This window comes from Bradyrhizobium sp. SZCCHNS3052 (assembly GCF_032484495.1).
In the GTDB taxonomy this organism is placed as follows: Bacteria; Pseudomonadota; Alphaproteobacteria; order Rhizobiales; family Xanthobacteraceae; genus Bradyrhizobium.
Genome location: NZ_JAUETB010000007.1, coordinates 78,365 through 94,916, shown reverse-complemented (window position 1 = coordinate 94,916; position 16,552 = coordinate 78,365). Strand labels below are relative to the sequence as shown.

The window sequence follows — 16,552 nt, the reverse complement described above, 5'->3', positions numbered from 1 at the left end:
CGATGTCACGCGAACAAGGTCGCGGCTTGATTTGCGACGCTCATCATCTCGCTCTTGGCACGCCCCGTCTTGCCGACCACCCGCAGCCCCTGGATTACACAGAAAAGAGCGCCAGCCACGGCTTCCGCGTCGAGATTCGGCCGGATCGATCCGTCGGATTGTCCGAGCTTGATCAGATCGCACACCAGGCTCTCAACCCGGCGCATCGCCCCGCGGACCTTGGCGGCGGCCTCCGCATCCAAGGTGGCGAGCTCCGCCGCGCTGGTGACGACCATGCAGCCGCGCCGGCCCTCGCCGTCACTGGCGGACTCGGCATAGAACTGCAGCAAGGCCCGCAGCTTGTCGCGGCCGCTGTGCTGCGCATCGAGACGTTCGCGCACCTGTCGGTCACGCCGCGCGATGTAGTAATCGAGTGTCGCGAGGAAGATCGCGCGCTTGTCCTGGAACGCCTTGTAGAGACTTCCCGTCGCGAGCTTCATCGCGGCGCGTAGCTCGGCCAGCGACGCCGCGTGGTAGCCGCGCTCGCTGAAGACCACCAGCGCCCTGCTCAAGGCGGTGTCCATGTCAAACTCGCGCGGCCGGCCAGGCCCACGGCGCTCGACGGCATCCTTCGGAGACTTCATCATGGCCGGATAATAGGAAACAATCATTCCCAATTCAAGCGAAAACGGACCCGTTGCTCCCGGCCTCAATCTCCAAGCTGAAACTTCTGGAACCGGTGCAGCTCATCCTCGATCTGCCGCTTCAGCGCCTTGCGCCGCTCGCCACGCGCGGCCTTGCCCTGGCCGACCCAGCTCCATTTCTGCATCAGGAGCTTGCCGTTCTGGCGGTCGGTCTTGAGGTCGAGCGCGGCGACGATCTCGTCGCCGACCAGGACGGGCAGCGCGAAATAGCCGAACAGGCGCTTGTCCTTCGGGACATAGGCCTCGAAGCGATGATCGTAGTCGAAGATCGCCTGCGTCCGCTTGCGCTGGATGATCAGCGGATCGAACGGCGACAGAATGTGCACGCGCGCCGGATCGATCTCGATCGGCGCTGCCAATGCAGCAGGCGTGATCCAGTGCTCCTGCTTGCCGGCGCCCTCCGCCGTCACCGGCAGCAGCTCGCCGCGCCGGACCCTGGCATCGATGACCCGGCGCACCGCGGCTTTGCTCGGCGCATTGAGATGGCAGAGCGAATCGAGGCTGACGACGCCTTGCGCGCGCAGGCCGCGGTCGAGCAGATAGGCCGCGATCTCGCGATCATTGGCGCCCTTCGGCAGCCGTTCCCAGCCGAAATGCCGGGTGGTGAGGTCGTAGGTCTTGAGCATGCCGTCGCGGCCTGACACCGTCAGCACGCCCTCGTAGAAGCCGAGCTGCAGCGCGCGCTTCGACGGCTTGCGGCTGGCCCAGGCGTGGTCCTTCTCGCGCAGAACGTCGTCGTCGATGTCGCGGATCGTCAGCGCGCCGCCTTGGCGGATCAGCCGCATGACCTTGCGCGTATCCTCAGGCTTCACGGTCGTGAGCCAGCGATGGCCCTCGCGGCGGTGGCGGCGCATCGCCGGAACGAAGTAGCGGAAGTCCTGCACCGGAATATAGGACAGCGCGTGGGTCCAATATTCGAAGACGGTCTTGTCGGTGCTCTGCGCCTGCCTGAGATCGGCGCGGCGATAGGCGGGAATGCGGCTGAACAGGATGTGGTGATGGCAGCGCTCGATGACGTTGATGGTGTCGATCTGCACATAGCCGAGATGGGCAATGGCGGCGGCGACCGCCTCGGGGCCCGCGCCGAACGGCGCCTCGGCATCGAGCCGCTGCGCGCGCAGCCAGATGCGGCGCGCCTGCGGCTTGGGGAGCGGGATGGGCGTGGAAACGGCGGGCATGCCGCGCAATGGTGCGAGATTCGCCCCCGCTCCCGCAACGGCAAATCAGGCCGGCGAGATCCCCTAGCGGAACCTCAAGGCTTGGACTTGTCCGGAATGCTGCCGGTGGCGATCTCGGCCTTGCAGCTGGCGCGGCCGGGATCCGGCGCACGGCACTTGTAGATGCGGCCGGTCAGGCGGTCGACCAGCCAGGCCGTATCCTCGGAGGGACTTTCCAGGCCGACATAGCGGTTGCCGACCGCAGTGATCAGCGTCGACAGCAGGATCGATGCCGCAATGATGCCAGCTCCGATCAGCGTCGACATGGAACCCACTGATCCCGTCTGATCCTGACTGCTTGCCCGATGGGACTGATAGTCGCGCCTGTGCGATGGGTTGAACACGGCTTTGCTTTTCTGTTCGCGTTTCTTTGACTACGAATCCACTCGCCGTTCGCGTCCCTCAGGTTTGCGATTTTTTCCCGGCGAGCGCTATCCGGTAGAACCGCATCTGGCCGATTTGTTGTTCGCGGACCGGCCACCTGCCGATCGCTTTGCGGCAGCGCGCGGCGCATCCCGCGGACCACTCGCTTCGCCCCTCAAGGGCCGCCCGGTCCGGCAACGTGACGTCGATCACATTTGATGCTTTGAACCCGTTCTATCGTTCACGCATCCAATGGCCATAGGGCATGACGACCCGAGGATAACGACGATGACCCCATATTTTGGACGCTTTGCAGTTCAGGCGGCGGCGTTCTCCGCCATGCTGGCGATCGGCGCAGGCACCGCGCTCGCCGGCGAGGCCGTGTCGGCCGACAAGATCCTCAACGCGCTGAAGCCGAAGGCCGTGACGCGCGGCATTTCGGTCGGACCGCAGGCGACCCCGCAGGCCGACGCGGCAGCGCAGGCGAAGCAAGCGGCCTTCATCGACAGCATGCGCAACCGCAAGACCCGCTCGCTGTCGCTCGGCGAGCGCGAGCAGATTGCCGAGATCGCGGCCACCAAGCCCAAGATCGATCTCGAGATCCAGTTCGACTACAACTCGGCCGAGATCAGCAAGGCCTCGATGCCGGCCGTGCAGGAGCTCGGCAAGGCGCTGTCCGATCCGAACCTGAAGGGCTCGACCTTCGTGGTCGCCGGCCATACCGACGGCATCGGCAGCGACGGCTTCAACCAGGATCTCTCCGAGCGCCGTGCCGACACCATCAAGCGCTATCTGGTCGAGAAGTTCGCCCTCCCCGGCCAGGACCTCGTCACGGTCGGCTATGGCAAGACCAAGCTCAAGGACGCGGCCAACCCGGCCGATCCGCTCAACCGGCGGGTCCAGGTCGTCAACATGGACACCAAAACCGCGGCGAAGTGAGCGCTCCGCCGCGCATCGCCCCGCCTGCCCACGGTCCCTGGCGGGCGGGGCGCTTTTTGTCCGGTTTCAGATCCAGCTCTGGAACAGCATCAACCGGGTGAAGGTCTGCATCGTCGTGCCGATGAAGGCGGCGCTGACCGGCAGCATCGCGACGAAGCCCAGGATCGCGACGGCGACATAGCTCAACAGCACCCAGCGCGGCCAGCGGGTCAGCACATGGACGAGCGCGAGGCTCGCCAGCGTCGCCGACGGCAGGTAGTAGTAGATGAAGCTCAGCGCGCGCGGCAGCAGCGCCCAGGGCAGATAGCAGCCGAGATAGAACGCTAGGATCAGGAACGCCGTCGCGCTGCGCGTCGCGATGAAATCCCGGACGCAGATCGCGATCGCGGCAAGCGCCGGCCACAGCACCAGCGGATTGCCGAGCAGCACCACCGCGGCGATGTCGGTGTCGCTCGTCTTGTCGAACAGGAACCAGACCGGACGGACCAGCAACGGCCAGGTCGGCCACGCGCTCATATAGGTGTGGCCGGCGATCGCCGTGGTGACGCTGTCGTCAAAGATGCGCCGCTGCGCCTCAAAGAGGCCCGCGACGGACAGGCCGTGCAGCGGGACGAAGGTCGCGAGATAGCAGACGGTGGGCATCGCGACGAGGCACAGCACGATCTGCAGCCAGCTCAGTTGCGGCCATTGCTCGGGCCGATACCAGTCGGTCGGCTCGCCATCGCCGAACGAGGTCTGCCAATGCTGCAACAGCTTGATGAGACCGACGATGAGAAGCGCCGTCAGCAGCGGAAACAGCCCGCTCCATTTGCAGGCGATCGCAAGGCCGAACAGCGCGCCCGCCAGCGCGAACACGACCTGCGGCCGGCGCTGCCGGAACGAAAACAGAAAGGCCGCGATCCCGAGTAGGCTGAAGGCGAGCGCGCCGATGTCGAGCATCGCGATGCGCGCCTGCACGAACAGCATCTGGTTGAAGGCCGCGAGCAGCGCCGCCGCAATGGCGGGCCATTGCGCCGCGAACAGCGCCAGGCCGCACAGATAGATCGCGGCCACGGCGAGCCCGCCGAGCACGGTACCGGGATAGCGCCATGCGAAGGCGTTATCGCCGAACGTCCTGATCGACAGCGCAATCAGCTCCTTGGCGAGCGGCGGATGCATCGGGTTGAGCTGCGGCGTCGCCGGCGCCAGTCCCAGCATCTGCCGCGCCGCCGGCACGTAATGCACCTCGTCGAAGACGAATTTCGGCGGCGAGGCGAGCCCGATCATCAGCACGACGTGCGCGATCGCGAAGATCAGCAATGTCGTCATCACACAGCGGCGGACCGACAGAGCGCCATCCTGCGCAACCTCGCCGTCCTCTTCGTCGTCATCGCGGCGAGCAGCAGATACCTTCATGGGCCTCCGCGTTGAACTGATCTCACGGTGGCGGCAACTAACCACCGAACGGTCATAGAGGCAAACTTGTGCCTATTTTACAACAACCCCGCGCGCCGTCTTCGGCTAGATTGGGCAAGGAACAATCTTCGGTGTGGATATGAATCAGCGTCGCCGAGCCTGTGTCGCTGCAATCTCGGCCGCCGCCCTGCTGGGCTTGGCGGGCGGGGCAAGCGCCGACGGCCGCATCGGCGAGGCCGTGCTGGTGCAGAAGGACGTGCTGCGCGTGGCAGGCGCGTCGAGCAGTCCGATCAATGTCGGCGACGGCGTCGTGCGCAACGAGACGGTGCGCACCGGCAATGACAGCGCCGCGCGGCTCGTCATGATCGACAGCACCAATCTCTCGCTCGGCGCCAACGCCACCCTGACGCTTGACCGCACCGTCTTCAACGACGAGACCAGCTATCGCGACATCGCGATCCGGCTCGGCACTGGCGCGTTCCGCTTCGTCACCGGCCATTCCGAGAAAACCGCCTACAAGATCAACACGCCGCTCGCGACCATCGGCGTGCGCGGCACCATCCTCGACATCCGCTCGCAGCGCGGCCAGACCATGGTCGTGCTGCAGGAAGGCGCTTCGCGGGTCTGCACCCTCACCTTCCAATGCCTCGAGCTGACGCAGCCGGGCGACACTGCGATCATCACCGCGACCGGCAACGGCCGAAGCGCAATCAAGAAGACCAGCAATCCGTCCTGGAGCTTTGCAGCAACCTGCGCGTCGACATCGGGCCTTTGCACGGTCACCGATCTCGCCAGCAATGCGCCGCCGCAGGACTTCACCGGCATCCTGTGCGGGCGATGACGATGAGAACGCACCGCGGTCAGCTTGCTCTCCTGATGACCGCCATCGCCGGCGGGCTGCTCGCGCTTGCGCTGCAAGCCGCGCCGGCCGCCGCGCAGAGCAGTTGCGGGGTGGACAATTTCGCGGCGGCGCCGTGCCCCACCCCGTCGCCGTCGCCGACCTCCTCGCCCACCGCGACGCCGACGCCGTCGGCCACGCCGACATCGACCTCAAGTCCGACACCGACGCCCTCTCCCTCGATCTCGCCGACCCCGTCGCCGTCGCCCACCGGCGCGGGAAACAGCGCGAACGCGATCAACGGCCTCGCCGACCAGCGCTTCAACCAGATGATCACCAACCGCGTGCTCGGGCTGGTGCTGCTAGGCGTCAACGAGCAGGTCAACTGCAACGACTGCATCAGCGCATTCGGCTCGGCCGGCTCGTTCTCGGCCGGCATCCATGGCCGCAAGCAGCTCACAAACAATCTGGCGCTGCTCGCGGGCCTCGCCTACACGCACTACGACGAGAACGGCTACCACGTGACGTCGGCGCCGATCGGCGCCTTCGCACTGCGCTACGACTTCGTCGACTGGGGCTCGTCGCGGCCGTTCTTCGACGTCGGCACGATCCTGACGCCCTATGAGCGCGTGCGCTACGGCCGGAGCTATGCAACGAGCCTCGGTAACGTCACGGTGGACGGCACCACCACGGCATCGAACTACGCGGTCTACGGCCGCGCCGGCTGGATCAGCCGGCTCTCGCCGCGCGACGAGCTCGCGGCGTCGGTCGAGCTGTGGCAGTTGTGGCAGCACGTCGCCGGCTATCGCGATCCCACGGTGGCCTTCAACCCGTTCGATGCGACGATCGCCGGCGGCACCGACCGCACCAGCCTGGTCAAGGTCGGTGGCCAGTGGACCCACCTGTTCGGCACGAGCATCGAGGCCAACATCAATGGCGGCTACGTCCAGTCGTTCGCGACCAGCTCCGGCATCGTCGCCACCGTCACCGGCAACGGCACGGTGACGCCGACCATGGGCAACCAGGGCTGGTTCGAATATGGCGGCCGACTCGGCTTCCGCCTCCCGCAGGGCTGGATCGCCGATCTGTTCGTCAACGGCACGCTCGGCCCGCAGCCGGTCGGCAACACCATCCACGGCGGCATCGGCCTGCGCGTCCATTATTAGCGGCTGGCGCTGGCCCCTGGCGGGTGCACCAGGGCCGGCTGTTCGCCGACATCCTGCGAGTCGGGCTGCCGAGCGCGCTCAACGCGGTCATGGTCAATCTCACCGTCATCCTGGTGACCGCGCTCTACGCATTGGTGTGCAGCCGCGTTCTCTCGCCCCGGATCTGGCGCTCGCCTCGTTAGCGCGACATCCACCGGCGGGCGCAATCCGACCGCTTGCAACTCACAAGCCGTCACCGCCAAATACAGGCAATTCGCGCGACTGCTACCAATGAGTGGTGCGAACGGGCACCTGTCGATGATCCGGCAAACGGGCTGATAACCTTCCGCTTCCGCTACTCCGCTGCCGGTTTCCTTTACGGAACCGGATTCAGCATGCGGTAACGTCTGACCGCCACTTCCTTTGCAGCAGGGGCTCGCATCCGCCGGCATCGAGCCTCGGACAGCCATCAGCAGGAAGCGTCGCACATGACCGCATCGATTTCGTCGAAGACTCTTCGCGATCTGGCATGGAGATTTGGCCGCGCGAAGGACGGCCAGATCAGCATGATCTTCGCCATCACCATCATCCCGATCCTGGTGTCGGTCGGCGCCGCAGTCGATTTCGCCAAGTCGAGCGACACCAGGGCGCAGTTGCAGAAGTCGGTCGACGCCGCGGTCCTCGCCGGCGTGACCCAGGCGAGCGCGCAGCAGGTGTCGACCGCGAGCGCGGTGTTCTCGGGCAGCTTCAAAGGCCGGTTCGGCACCGGCACAACGGCGACCTTCACGCCCAACAGCGACGGCTCGCTGTCGGGCACTGCGACGACCTCGGTGAAGACCTCGTTCCTCAACGTGATGGGCACGACATCGCTCGGCGTGACGGCGTCCGCAACGGCCAAGGCCGGCGCGCAGACCACGTCGCCCGTCTGCATCCTGCTGGTCAGCACCATCAACGCGCAATCATTGCTGGTGAATTCCGGGGCCCAGCTCAATGCGCCGAGCTGCGAGATCCACGTGCTGTCGACGCAGAGCCCGGCCGCGATGTTCAACGCCACGCTCAACGTCAAGCGCATCTGCATCAAGGGCACCAACATCACCAAGAACGGCGGCGTCACTCCGCCGGCCGAGACCGGCTGCGCGGCGATCTCCGACCCATTTGCCGGCAAGCTGCCCGCCGTCACGGTGGGCGCGTGCACCACCAACAACAAAGTCTATGATCCCGGCTCGGTCACGCTCAATCCCGGCGTCTATTGCGGCGCGACCAATTTCAACGGCTCCGGCACGCTGACGCTCAATCCGGGCCTCTACATCATCAAGGGCGGCGCGATGACCTTCAACTCGGGGTGGACGGTCACCGGCAGCGGCGTCACCTTCTACCTCGTCGACCAGAACGCGACGCTCACCTTCAACGGCAACGTCAATGCGACGCTGTCGGCGCCGACCAGCGGCACCTACGCCAATATCCTGATGTACGAGCCGAGCGGCCTGTCGACGACGAACCTGCCGATCAACGGCACCAGCAGCTCGTCCTACACCGGCCTGATGTATCTGCCGAGCCGCAACGTCACCATCAACTCGGTCTCGACCATGAGCAGCAACAGCGTCACGATGGTGTTCAACACGCTGATCCTGAACCAGACCAACTGGGCGATCGCGCCCGGCGCACTGTCGATGTCGGCGGCCAGTGGTCCGGCCGGCACGGCGTTCCTGTCGAGGTAGGTGCCATAGCTGAGCCAATTCTCGTGAGCGCCGTTTCAGTGGCTGGTCGCAGGGACTGACGACCCGGCTACACGAAAAGATATCAGCTCCTCTTTTAGGAGATGAAACGGAGCTGCATCCCGCCACCGATACTGCTTCCCTCTCCGCGTTCTTCACGGCAGAGGGAACGCGGTGTCGCTGGCGGCTGCAGCGTCGTTTCAGCACTGCAAGGGCTTCACCAGCTCACCAGAGCCGCTCGCGCCCTGCGTCTCGGCCGCCGCCTCTGCCGACTCCCCAAGCGGCCGCGAGCCCGCCCACTCACGCCTTCGTCGCCACGCTCTCCCCTTGACACCCTCTCCCGTTTCAGATGATGTTACGTTATAACATTCCATAAAGAGGCCGCATGCCCGCCCGCCGGCACCGACCCTTTCCCCTGAAGAGGCTGTTCGATCTCGATGCGCAAACTCCCCGTCACGGTCTTGTCCGGCTTCCTCGGGGCTGGGAAGACCACTTTGGTCAGCCACATCCTGAACAACCGCCAGGCTCGGAAGCTGGCGCCGCGCCAACGAGGCGGCCTGATCAGCATTCATCCGAACAACGGCTCGGGTGCAACGACCAGCGAGACACACGCGCGACAGTCGCCCCTGCTTCGCGTGTGAGAGGGAAGGCGGTATAGCCGCTCCCTGCCCGGCGGAGCCGTCGCGAGACGGCTCCGCCATTTCCTTGATGGCTACGACTTCGATTCGGCAGGATCGCGGTGCACCGGGTCGATCCACAGCACCGTCTCGGGCTTCTCGACCGGCTCGATGTCGATGTTGATCGCGACCGCCTCGCCGTCGCTGCGCACCAGCACGCATTCGAGCACTTCGTCCGGGCTCGCATTGATCTCCTGGTGCGGCACATAGGGCGGCACGAAGATGAAATCGCCGGGACCGGCCTCCGCGGTGAACTGCAGCCGATCGCCCCAGCGCATCCGCGCCTTGCCTTTCACGACGTAGATCACGCTCTCGAGATGACCGTGATGATGCGCCCCGGTCTTGGCGTCAGGCCTGATCGTGACCGTGCCCGCCCACAATTTCTGCGCTCCGACGCGCGCGAAGTTGATCGCCGCCTTGCGGTCCATGCCCGGCGTCGACGGCACGTTGGAATCGAGCTGATTGCCCGGAATGACGCGGACGCCGTCGTGCTTCCAGCGCTCGTCGCCGTGATCGTGGGAATGGCCGTGCGCGTGATCGTGAGAGCCTGACATGATTTCTTCTCGGGATTTCGTCGGTTCGAGGGAACCAACCGTTCTTAGCCGAAATGCCGCAGCGAAGCTATTCGCAGTTCCGCGCGAACCTTTCTGCATTGCGTGCGTTGGATCGGTGGAGTTCACACGAACAACGGAGGACGAAATCATGGGTGCCACCACCGACAAGATCAAGGGCGTCGCCAACGAGACCATCGGCAAGGCCAAGCAGGGTATCGGCGAAGCCACCGGCTCCGAGCGCCTGCAGGGCGAGGGTGCCGTGCAGGAGATCAAGGGCAAGGGCCAGCAGGCGCTGGGCGATGCCAAGCAGGCGACCAAGGACGCGGTGAACACTGCCGCCGGCGCCGCCAACAAGAACCTCTGAGCAGGATCGGCGCGACCGCTGAGGTAGCGCGATGAAGCTCAATAGAAACTAAAAGGATCGGCTCCTCGTGGGCCGATCCTTTCGTTTTATATCACGTCCGAGAAATAGCTCATGCTTACGTCCGTCATCGCAAGCGAAGCGACGCGATCCAGAGTCCCGACCGGACACTGGATTGCTTCGTCGCCTGCGGCTCCTCGCAATGACGGCGGTGAGAGCCTTTGCATCAACTCGGCTCGTGATGAGAGCGGGCGAAGGCAGCGTCTCTACTTCACGCCGAGCAGTTCGACGTCGAACATCAGCGTCGCGTTCGGCGGAATCACGCCGCCGGCGCCGCGGGCGCCGTAGCCCAGCTCGGGCGGAATGATCAGGGTACGCTTGCCGCCGACCTTCATGGTGGCGACGCCCTCGTCCCAGCCGGCGATCACGCGCTTCATGCCGATCGGGAATTCGAACGGCTCGTTGCGATCCACCGACGAGTCGAATTTCTTGCCCTTCTGGCCGTTCTCATAGAGCCAGCCCGTATAATGCATCACGCAGGTCTGACCGCGCGTCGGCGTGGCGCCGGTGCCTTCCTTGGTGTCGATGATCTGCAGTCCGGAGGGAGTGGTCATGGTCTTTCCTGTGGGTTTGGCGGAACTGGTCTGTGCCGAGACCGCGCGGGAGCCCAGCAAGACACCGGCCGCGGCCGATGCCGCCGCCATCATCGCAACTCTTCTGTTCATCGGACGCCGCATGCTCCAGACCGCCTCTGCTCGTTCACGGGAGCCGCGGTTTAGCTCATGCGGGAGCGGCTGACCAGCCCGGCATCGATTTCCGAAAAAAATAATTCTCTTGCCAATAATCGGAAATCATGATTATCTCCGCGCATCCCGCCTCATTGCGGAGGGGCGTTGCGCGCGATCGTCACGACACGCGAGGCGGGGAGCGATGGCCGCGATCAAGCCGCAGCGCATTTTCGGATGCGCGGACGAACGGCAGCTCGCGGACGTGAAGTCGCAGCGTCCTGATACCCCGATGCTGGTATCACGCGCAGTGCGCGCAAGCGCATTGTCGCAATGGTGGCCAACAAGCCCGGCGCACCAGGGAGACTGCGTATAAGCGTGAAGACCGTCGCGCAGGGAATGCCGGTTGAATCGGCTTTGCCTGTGGTACCTGCCGCCTGCATTTTTTTCGCAGGCGGGCCATGGGTGAGGCCTTCACCCGGCATTCCCTGCGCCCTCTGCCTTTCGAGAGGGACGAACTGATCGCAGACCTCGGGCGTCCGTGCCGCGAGAACGAGACCATGTGTCGATCGTTGTTTGAGCCGTGTATCCGCCCCCGTCCACCGCCGTCGTCCCGGACAAGCCGTGACGCGCGCCGCGTGTCGCGGCGCCGATCCGGACCCATACGCCGCGGCGGACGTGACGTGCGAAGAACTAACGGCTGGCCTGCCTCAAACCACTGCCTGGGGTCATGGGTCCCGGCGCAAGGCCGGGACGACAGTGGTGTGTGTGGATGCAGCTTGCGTAGCCACCATCGTCATTGCGAGGAGCGAAGCGACGAAGCAATCCAGAGTGACAGCCACGGCTCTGGATCGCGTCGCTGCGCTCGCGATGACGAATGGCGCCGCCTCAATACCCCAGCGCGCAGCCGTCCTTGCGCGGGTCGGAGCCGCCGGTGAGCGTGCCCTTGTCCCAGTCGATCCAGATCGCCTGACCGCCGCCGAGCGGCGACACCACCTTGGTGGTCTTGTGGCCGATCTTCTGCAAGCCCTCGACCACCTCGGCCGGCACGCCGTCCTCGAGCTGATAGACGCCCTCGTAATGCAGACCCCTGGCCATATCGATCGCTTCCTGCACGTCGCAGCCGTAGTCGAGGATGTTGGTCAGAACGTGGGTCTGGCCGACCGGCTGATACTGGCCGCCCATGACGCCGAACGACATCTGGGCGCGGCCCGCCTTGGTGGCGAGCGCCGGAATGATCGTGTGCAGCGGACGCTTGCCCGGGCCGATGCAGTTCGGATGGCCCGGCTGGATGCGGAAGCCGCCGGCGCGGTTCTGCAGAAGCACGCCGGTCTCGTTGGAGACGATCGCCGAGCCGAACGAATGCGCGATCGAGTTGATGAAGGAGCAGACGTTGCGGTCGCGGTCGACGACCGTGATGTAGACGGTCTCCGGATTCATCGGCGGCGCGACGTTCGGCAGGTCGAGCGGCTTGTCGAGGCTGATCTGCGAGATGTACTCGTCGGCGAACTCCTTGGCGAGGATGCTCGCGACCTCGGTCGTCATGTGCGCGGGATCGCCGATGTGCTGCTCGCGCATCATGTAGGCGATACGGGCGGCCTCGGCCTCGAGGTGGAAGCGCTCGACGCTGAGCGGATCGATGCGCGTGAGGTCGAAGCGCGAGAGGATGTTGAGCATCACCAGCATGGTGATGCCCGGACCGTTGGGCGGGCACTGCCAGACGTCGTAATCCTTGTAGGTGGTGCCGATCGGCGAGGTCACCTCGGTCTGGTGGTTGGCGAAATCCTCCAAGGTGTGCAGGCCGCCGATGCCGCGCAGGGTCTGCACCATGTCCTCGGCGACGGCACCGGTGTAGAAGCCCTTCGCCCCCTCCTTGGCGATGACGCGCAGGGTCTGCGCCAGCTCCGGCTGGCGGATCACGTCACCGACCGCTGCCGCCTTGCCATGCGGCAGAAAGTAGCGCGCGGTGTTGGTGCCGTTCTTGAGCTTCTCGAACTGGTTGTTCCAGTCGAACGCGACACGCGGCGCCACCACATAGCCGTCCTCCGCGGCGCGGATCGCGGGCTGCAGCAGCCGGTCGAGCCCGAGCCGGCCGTGGTCGCGCAGGATGCGGTCCCAGGCATCGATCGCGCCGGGGACGGACACCGCATGGGCCGAGGTCAGGGGGACCGAATGGATCTTGCGCTCGAGGTACCAGTCCACGGTCGCGGCGGCGGGCGCCCGACCCGAGCCGTTATAGGCCATGATCCGGCTTTCGCCCCTGGGCTGTACCAAGGCGAAGCAGTCGCCGCCGATGCCGGTCGATTGCGGCTCGATCACGCCGAGCAGGGCGCAGGCTGCCACCGCGGCGTCGGCCGCGGTGCCCCCGGCCCGCAGCACCTCGATCCCGGCCAGCGCCGCCTGCGGGTGCGATGTCGCGATCATTCCGTTCTGGGCGTGGACCGTCGATCTGCCTGGGAAGTGGAAGCTTCTCATCGTTGCTCGCTGCGTGATCGTGTGGTGGTTGGAATACCAGTGCTGGCCGGCTACATCGCACATTCCTTCCAGGCTCGGCAATGCCCGGGGATACCAGCTTTTCTATGGTCAGCTCTGCTGGTAAACGGCCGCATGCCCCTCGCCGTCGCCGCCTTCTATCAGTTCGTCGCCCTGCCGGATTTTCGCGACCTGCGCGCGCCGCTCCACGCCTTTTGCGCCGAGCGCGGCATCAGGGGCAGCGTCCTGCTGGCCGAGGAGGGCATCAACGGCACCGTGGCCGGGACCGGGCCGGCAATTGCCGCCCTGGTAGGCGCGTTTCGCGACGGAACGCTGTTCGCCGGCCGGCTGGACAATCTGGAGCTGAAATACTCGCGCGCCACGGCCATGCCGTTCCGGCGCCTCAAGGTGCGGCTGAAGCGGGAGATCGTGACGCTCGGCGATCCCGCCGCCGATCCGACCCGGCAGGTCGGGACCTATGTCAATCCCGCCGATTGGAACGCGCTGATCGCCGCGCCGGATACCGTCGTGCTCGACACCCGGAATGCGTTCGAGGTGGCGATGGGGACGTTCGAAGGCGCGGTCGATCCAGGCCTGCAGAGCTTCGGGCAGTTCAAGGATTTTGCAGAACGCGCACTCGATCCTGCCAGGCACAAGCGGATCGCGATGTTCTGCACCGGCGGCATCCGCTGCGAGAAGGCGAGCGCGCTGCTGCTGGCGCGCGGTTTTTCCGAGGTCTACCACCTCAAGGGGGGCATCCTGAAGTATCTTGAGGAGATCCCGGAATCCGAGAGCCGCTGGCGCGGCGGCTGTTTCGTGTTCGACGAACGGGTGGCGCTCGGTCACGGGCTGCGGGAGCACAGCGAGGCCACCATCAAGGCCGCTCCGGAGGGCGCACGCGATGAGCAGTTCTGAGCCATCAAACGCGGAACTCGGCGAGCGGATCGACACGCTGGAGATGCGCCTCACCTTCCAGGACGACACGATCGAGACGCTGAACCAGACCATCACTGCGCAGTGGCGCGAGATCGACGCGCTGAAGCGGCGGATCGCCCTGCTGGTCGAGCGGCTCGAGGACGCGCAAGGCAACGCCGAGGGGCCGCGCAATGAGCCTCCGCCGCACTACTGAGCGGGCGGCGATCTCAGGCCGGGACGGTCGCCGGCGCCTTGCCGGCGGGCAGATCGATCACCTCGCCGGCCATGATCAGGCGGTCGCGGCCGGCGTCCTTGGCGGCATAGAGCGCGCGGTCGGCCGCCTCGATCAGCGAGGCCGGGCCGGCGGAGCGCTCGAAGCCCGGCCGGCACACCGCGCCGCCGATGCTGGCGGTGACGATGCCCACCGGGTTGTGATCGTGGACGATGCGGGCCTCGTGCAGTGCCCGCCTGATCCGCTCGCCGAGCCTGGCGCAGCCCCCGGCATCGGTGTTCGGCAGCAGGACGGCGAACTCCTCGCCGCCGTAGCGGGCCGCCAGATCCGAGCTGCGCTGCGCCTCGTCGGCCAGAATGCCGGCCACGGTGTGCAGGCATTCGTCGCCGGCCGGGTGGCCATAGGCGTCGTTGAAGGCCTTGAAGTGGTCGATGTCGATCATCAGCAGCGCCAGCGAAGTCTTGTCGCGGTAGGCCCTGCCCCACTCCTCCAGCAGCCGCTCGTCGAACCGGCGGCGGTTGGCGAGCCCGGTGAGGCCGTCCTCGATGGCCAGCGTCTCGAGCCGGCCCTGCAGCGTCTTCTGCTGCGTCACGTCGCGGGTGACGGCGACGAAGCCGTCGAGCGCGCCATCCGGCTGACGGGTGGCGCGGATCGTGGTCTCGACCCAGATCTCAGATTTGTCGCGGCGACGCATGCGATAGGTGGCGCGCGCCTCGTCGACGGCGCCCCTCCTGAGCTGATCGAGGATCTCCTGCAGTTGCGGGCGATCGAGCGGATGCACACCGGACAGCGCGCGCTTGCCCAGGAGCTGCGACGGGTGCCAGCCCAGCACGCGCATGGTCGACGGCGAAACGTAGCCGATGCAGTCGTCCAGCTCGATCCGCGTCACGATGTCGCTGGAGCCTTCGGCGAGCAACCTGAAGTTCTCCTCCTTTGCCGCCAGCGCCGCGGCGAGCTGCTGCCGCTGCAGCAACTGCTTCGCGAGGAAGATGCCGATCGCGATGACCAGCGCAACCAGACAGACCAGCACCGTCAGCCGGACCAGCGCGTCACGCGTCCATTCCGCCAGGACCTCCGCCTCGGTGCGCGTCACGAGAATGAGGAACGGATAGCGCTGCGCGTGCTGATAGAACCCGATGCGTTCGGACGGTTCGCCGAGCCGCCGGAAATGCAACGGCCCCGACGCCGGATGATAGGGTATCGCTTCAGGTATGGGGTGCCCAAGCGTCTGCGGGTCCGGTTCCGCATTGTCGGCGAGGACGGCTCCGTCACGGCTCATCAGGCTGATCGTGCCCTGACGACCGACGGCAAACTGACGGTAGAACTGAGCAAAATAGGCAACGTCGATGGTTGCCAGCACGACGCCGCCGAACCGGCCATCCGCGTGATTCCAGCGCCGCGACAGGGTGATGACCCATTGACCGCCGGCCCTGCTCTGCACCGGACGACCGATCAGCAGCGAGCGATCGGCCGAAATCCTGTGGTGTGCGAAGTAGTCGCGATCGGCATTGTTGTAGTTGGTGAGCGTGACGTCCTCGGTGGTGGCAAGCCAGTCGCCGTTTTCGCCATAGGCGAAGATGCCCCGGATGCGGCCGAGATTGGCCTTCCTCGTCTTCAGAATCGTCTGCAGTCGGGCGATCGCACCGGGCTTGCCGTCATCGGTCTCGAGCGCGGCGACGACGCCGCGCAACAGCGAATCCGCAAGCTCGAAGGTATCCTCGACGTGCTGGGTGAGCGAGTGAGCGAGGTTGCCGAGATCGGTTTCGGCATTGCGCACCTCCGCCTGTCGGGAAGTCCATTCGCCCCAGACGCTGTAAGCGAGAATCGTGACCGACACGAGCGCGAGCACGCCAGCCGCCCACATCGGCAGGCGGCTTCGATCAACTCTGGTCGCACCAATGTCCATTCCGCGGGACTCTCCGGACGCCGCGAGAGTCCCATGGACATCTTATTTAACTCTGAAATGCGATTGGTCCGAAGGCGTCCGCACCGACCCGTAAGACTACGGCCGCTCCCGTACTACTACGGACAAACAACGGCGGCGCCACGCTCGAGGCGGGCATTCAGCCTGTTAGTTCAGCGAACGAACACCGATCGCACCTTTTCCCAAAGCGATGGCGAATGGTCCAGGTCAATGTCATCGCCCTTCACGCGGGTCGTCGAGGGCTGCTGCAGGCTCACCGGATCCGATGCCGGAAACGTGTCCATCAGTCCCTTGTCGAGCTGCGTTGCAGTCGCACGGTCGAGACGCGCAGCTTCGCGCGGATCGACCGCGTGCTTGTCGTGCGGCGCGGGATTGAATTTCTCAGCCATGATGAATC

17 protein-coding genes and 1 pseudogene are annotated in these 16,552 nt (G+C 65.7%); 9 read left to right on the top strand and 9 right to left on the bottom strand.

Translation table 11 applies throughout. From position 1 onward, the window contains the following. Positions 1–5 precede the first annotated feature (5 nt). From QX073_RS21785 to QX073_RS21775, 3 genes are all read right to left on the bottom strand, one after another. Positions 6–563, bottom strand: a complete 558-nt coding sequence (locus QX073_RS21785) for a TetR/AcrR family transcriptional regulator (RefSeq protein WP_316226342.1) — start codon at positions 561–563, stop codon at positions 6–8. A 125-nt stretch (positions 564–688) separates the two neighbouring features. Beyond that, positions 689–1,861: a winged helix-turn-helix domain-containing protein gene (locus tag QX073_RS21780; protein WP_316226341.1), complete on the bottom strand. Its 1,173-nt coding sequence runs from the start codon at positions 1,859–1,861 to the stop codon at positions 689–691. 74 nt (positions 1,862–1,935) lie between these two features. Beyond that, positions 1,936–2,166 carry a hypothetical protein gene (locus QX073_RS21775; protein WP_315717355.1) on the bottom strand — a complete coding sequence of 77 codons (231 nt, stop codon included), beginning with the start codon at positions 2,164–2,166 and terminating at the stop codon, positions 1,936–1,938. 385 nt (positions 2,167–2,551) lie between these two features. On the opposite strand from QX073_RS21775, the gene QX073_RS21770 reads away from it, so the two are divergent. After that, positions 2,552–3,202 carry an OmpA family protein gene (locus QX073_RS21770; protein WP_315717358.1) on the top strand — a complete coding sequence of 217 codons (651 nt, stop codon included), beginning with the start codon at positions 2,552–2,554 and terminating at the stop codon, positions 3,200–3,202. A gap of 66 nt (positions 3,203–3,268) precedes the next feature. Here QX073_RS21770 and QX073_RS21765 read toward each other — a convergent pair whose 3' ends face one another. Next, positions 3,269–4,597: a phospholipid carrier-dependent glycosyltransferase gene (locus QX073_RS21765; protein WP_316226340.1), complete on the bottom strand. Its 1,329-nt coding sequence runs from the start codon at positions 4,595–4,597 to the stop codon at positions 3,269–3,271. Positions 4,598–4,736: 139 nt separating this feature from the next. On the opposite strand from QX073_RS21765, the gene QX073_RS21760 reads away from it, so the two are divergent. The 5 genes and pseudogenes from QX073_RS21760 to QX073_RS21740 form a co-directional block, all read left to right on the top strand. After that, the gene (locus QX073_RS21760; RefSeq protein ID WP_315717360.1) at positions 4,737–5,438 is read left to right on the top strand and encodes a FecR domain-containing protein; all 702 of its coding nucleotides are present in this window, start codon (positions 4,737–4,739) and stop codon (positions 5,436–5,438) included. Next, positions 5,435–6,601 carry a hypothetical protein gene (locus tag QX073_RS21755; protein ID WP_315750362.1) on the top strand — a complete coding sequence of 389 codons (1,167 nt, stop codon included), beginning with the start codon at positions 5,435–5,437 and terminating at the stop codon, positions 6,599–6,601. Before QX073_RS21760 ends, QX073_RS21755 begins: the two co-directional genes overlap by 4 nt. A gap of 23 nt (positions 6,602–6,624) precedes the next feature. Then, positions 6,625–6,783, top strand: a complete 159-nt coding sequence (locus tag QX073_RS21750; RefSeq protein ID WP_315750456.1) for a hypothetical protein — start codon at positions 6,625–6,627, stop codon at positions 6,781–6,783. A gap of 285 nt (positions 6,784–7,068) precedes the next feature. Further along, positions 7,069–8,298: a Tad domain-containing protein gene (locus QX073_RS21745; protein WP_315717362.1), complete on the top strand. Its 1,230-nt coding sequence runs from the start codon at positions 7,069–7,071 to the stop codon at positions 8,296–8,298. A 434-nt stretch (positions 8,299–8,732) separates the two neighbouring features. Then, a pseudogene (locus QX073_RS21740) lies at positions 8,733–8,834 on the top strand (GTP-binding protein); the annotation flags it as partial. Positions 8,835–9,007: 173 nt separating this feature from the next. Here QX073_RS21740 and QX073_RS21735 read toward each other — a convergent pair. Beyond that, positions 9,008–9,526 (bottom strand): cupin domain-containing protein, encoded by a 519-nt coding sequence (locus QX073_RS21735; RefSeq protein WP_315717363.1) that lies wholly within the window; start codon positions 9,524–9,526, stop codon positions 9,008–9,010. Positions 9,527–9,674: 148 nt separating this feature from the next. Between QX073_RS21735 and QX073_RS21730 the strand changes: the two genes are divergently transcribed. Continuing rightward, positions 9,675–9,890, top strand: coding sequence for a CsbD family protein (locus QX073_RS21730; RefSeq protein WP_315750360.1), 216 nt, complete (start codon positions 9,675–9,677; stop codon positions 9,888–9,890). A gap of 263 nt (positions 9,891–10,153) precedes the next feature. On the opposite strand, the gene QX073_RS21725 is transcribed toward QX073_RS21730, so the two are convergent. Continuing rightward, complete coding sequence (locus QX073_RS21725) at positions 10,154–10,591, bottom strand: FKBP-type peptidyl-prolyl cis-trans isomerase (RefSeq protein WP_315738722.1); 438 nt, start codon at positions 10,589–10,591, stop codon at positions 10,154–10,156. A 909-nt stretch (positions 10,592–11,500) separates the two neighbouring features. Continuing rightward, complete coding sequence (ggt, locus tag QX073_RS21720) at positions 11,501–13,087, bottom strand: gamma-glutamyltransferase (RefSeq protein WP_316226339.1); 1,587 nt, start codon at positions 13,085–13,087, stop codon at positions 11,501–11,503. A gap of 132 nt (positions 13,088–13,219) precedes the next feature. On the opposite strand from ggt, the gene QX073_RS21715 reads away from it, so the two are divergent. Further along, complete coding sequence (locus tag QX073_RS21715; RefSeq protein WP_316226338.1) at positions 13,220–13,999, top strand: rhodanese-related sulfurtransferase; 780 nt, start codon at positions 13,220–13,222, stop codon at positions 13,997–13,999. Next, positions 13,986–14,213 carry a SlyX family protein gene (locus QX073_RS21710; protein ID WP_315718252.1) on the top strand — a complete coding sequence of 76 codons (228 nt, stop codon included), beginning with the start codon at positions 13,986–13,988 and terminating at the stop codon, positions 14,211–14,213. Before QX073_RS21715 ends, QX073_RS21710 begins: the two co-directional genes overlap by 14 nt. Positions 14,214–14,226: 13 nt before the next feature. Here the strand turns inward: QX073_RS21710 and QX073_RS21705 are convergent, their stop codons facing one another. Then, positions 14,227–16,137, bottom strand: coding sequence for a diguanylate cyclase (locus tag QX073_RS21705; protein WP_316192141.1), 1,911 nt, complete (start codon positions 16,135–16,137; stop codon positions 14,227–14,229). A gap of 170 nt (positions 16,138–16,307) precedes the next feature. Next, positions 16,308–16,544 (bottom strand): hypothetical protein, encoded by a 237-nt coding sequence (locus QX073_RS21700; RefSeq protein ID WP_316187212.1) that lies wholly within the window; start codon positions 16,542–16,544, stop codon positions 16,308–16,310. Between the last annotated feature and the right edge of the window lie 8 nt (positions 16,545–16,552).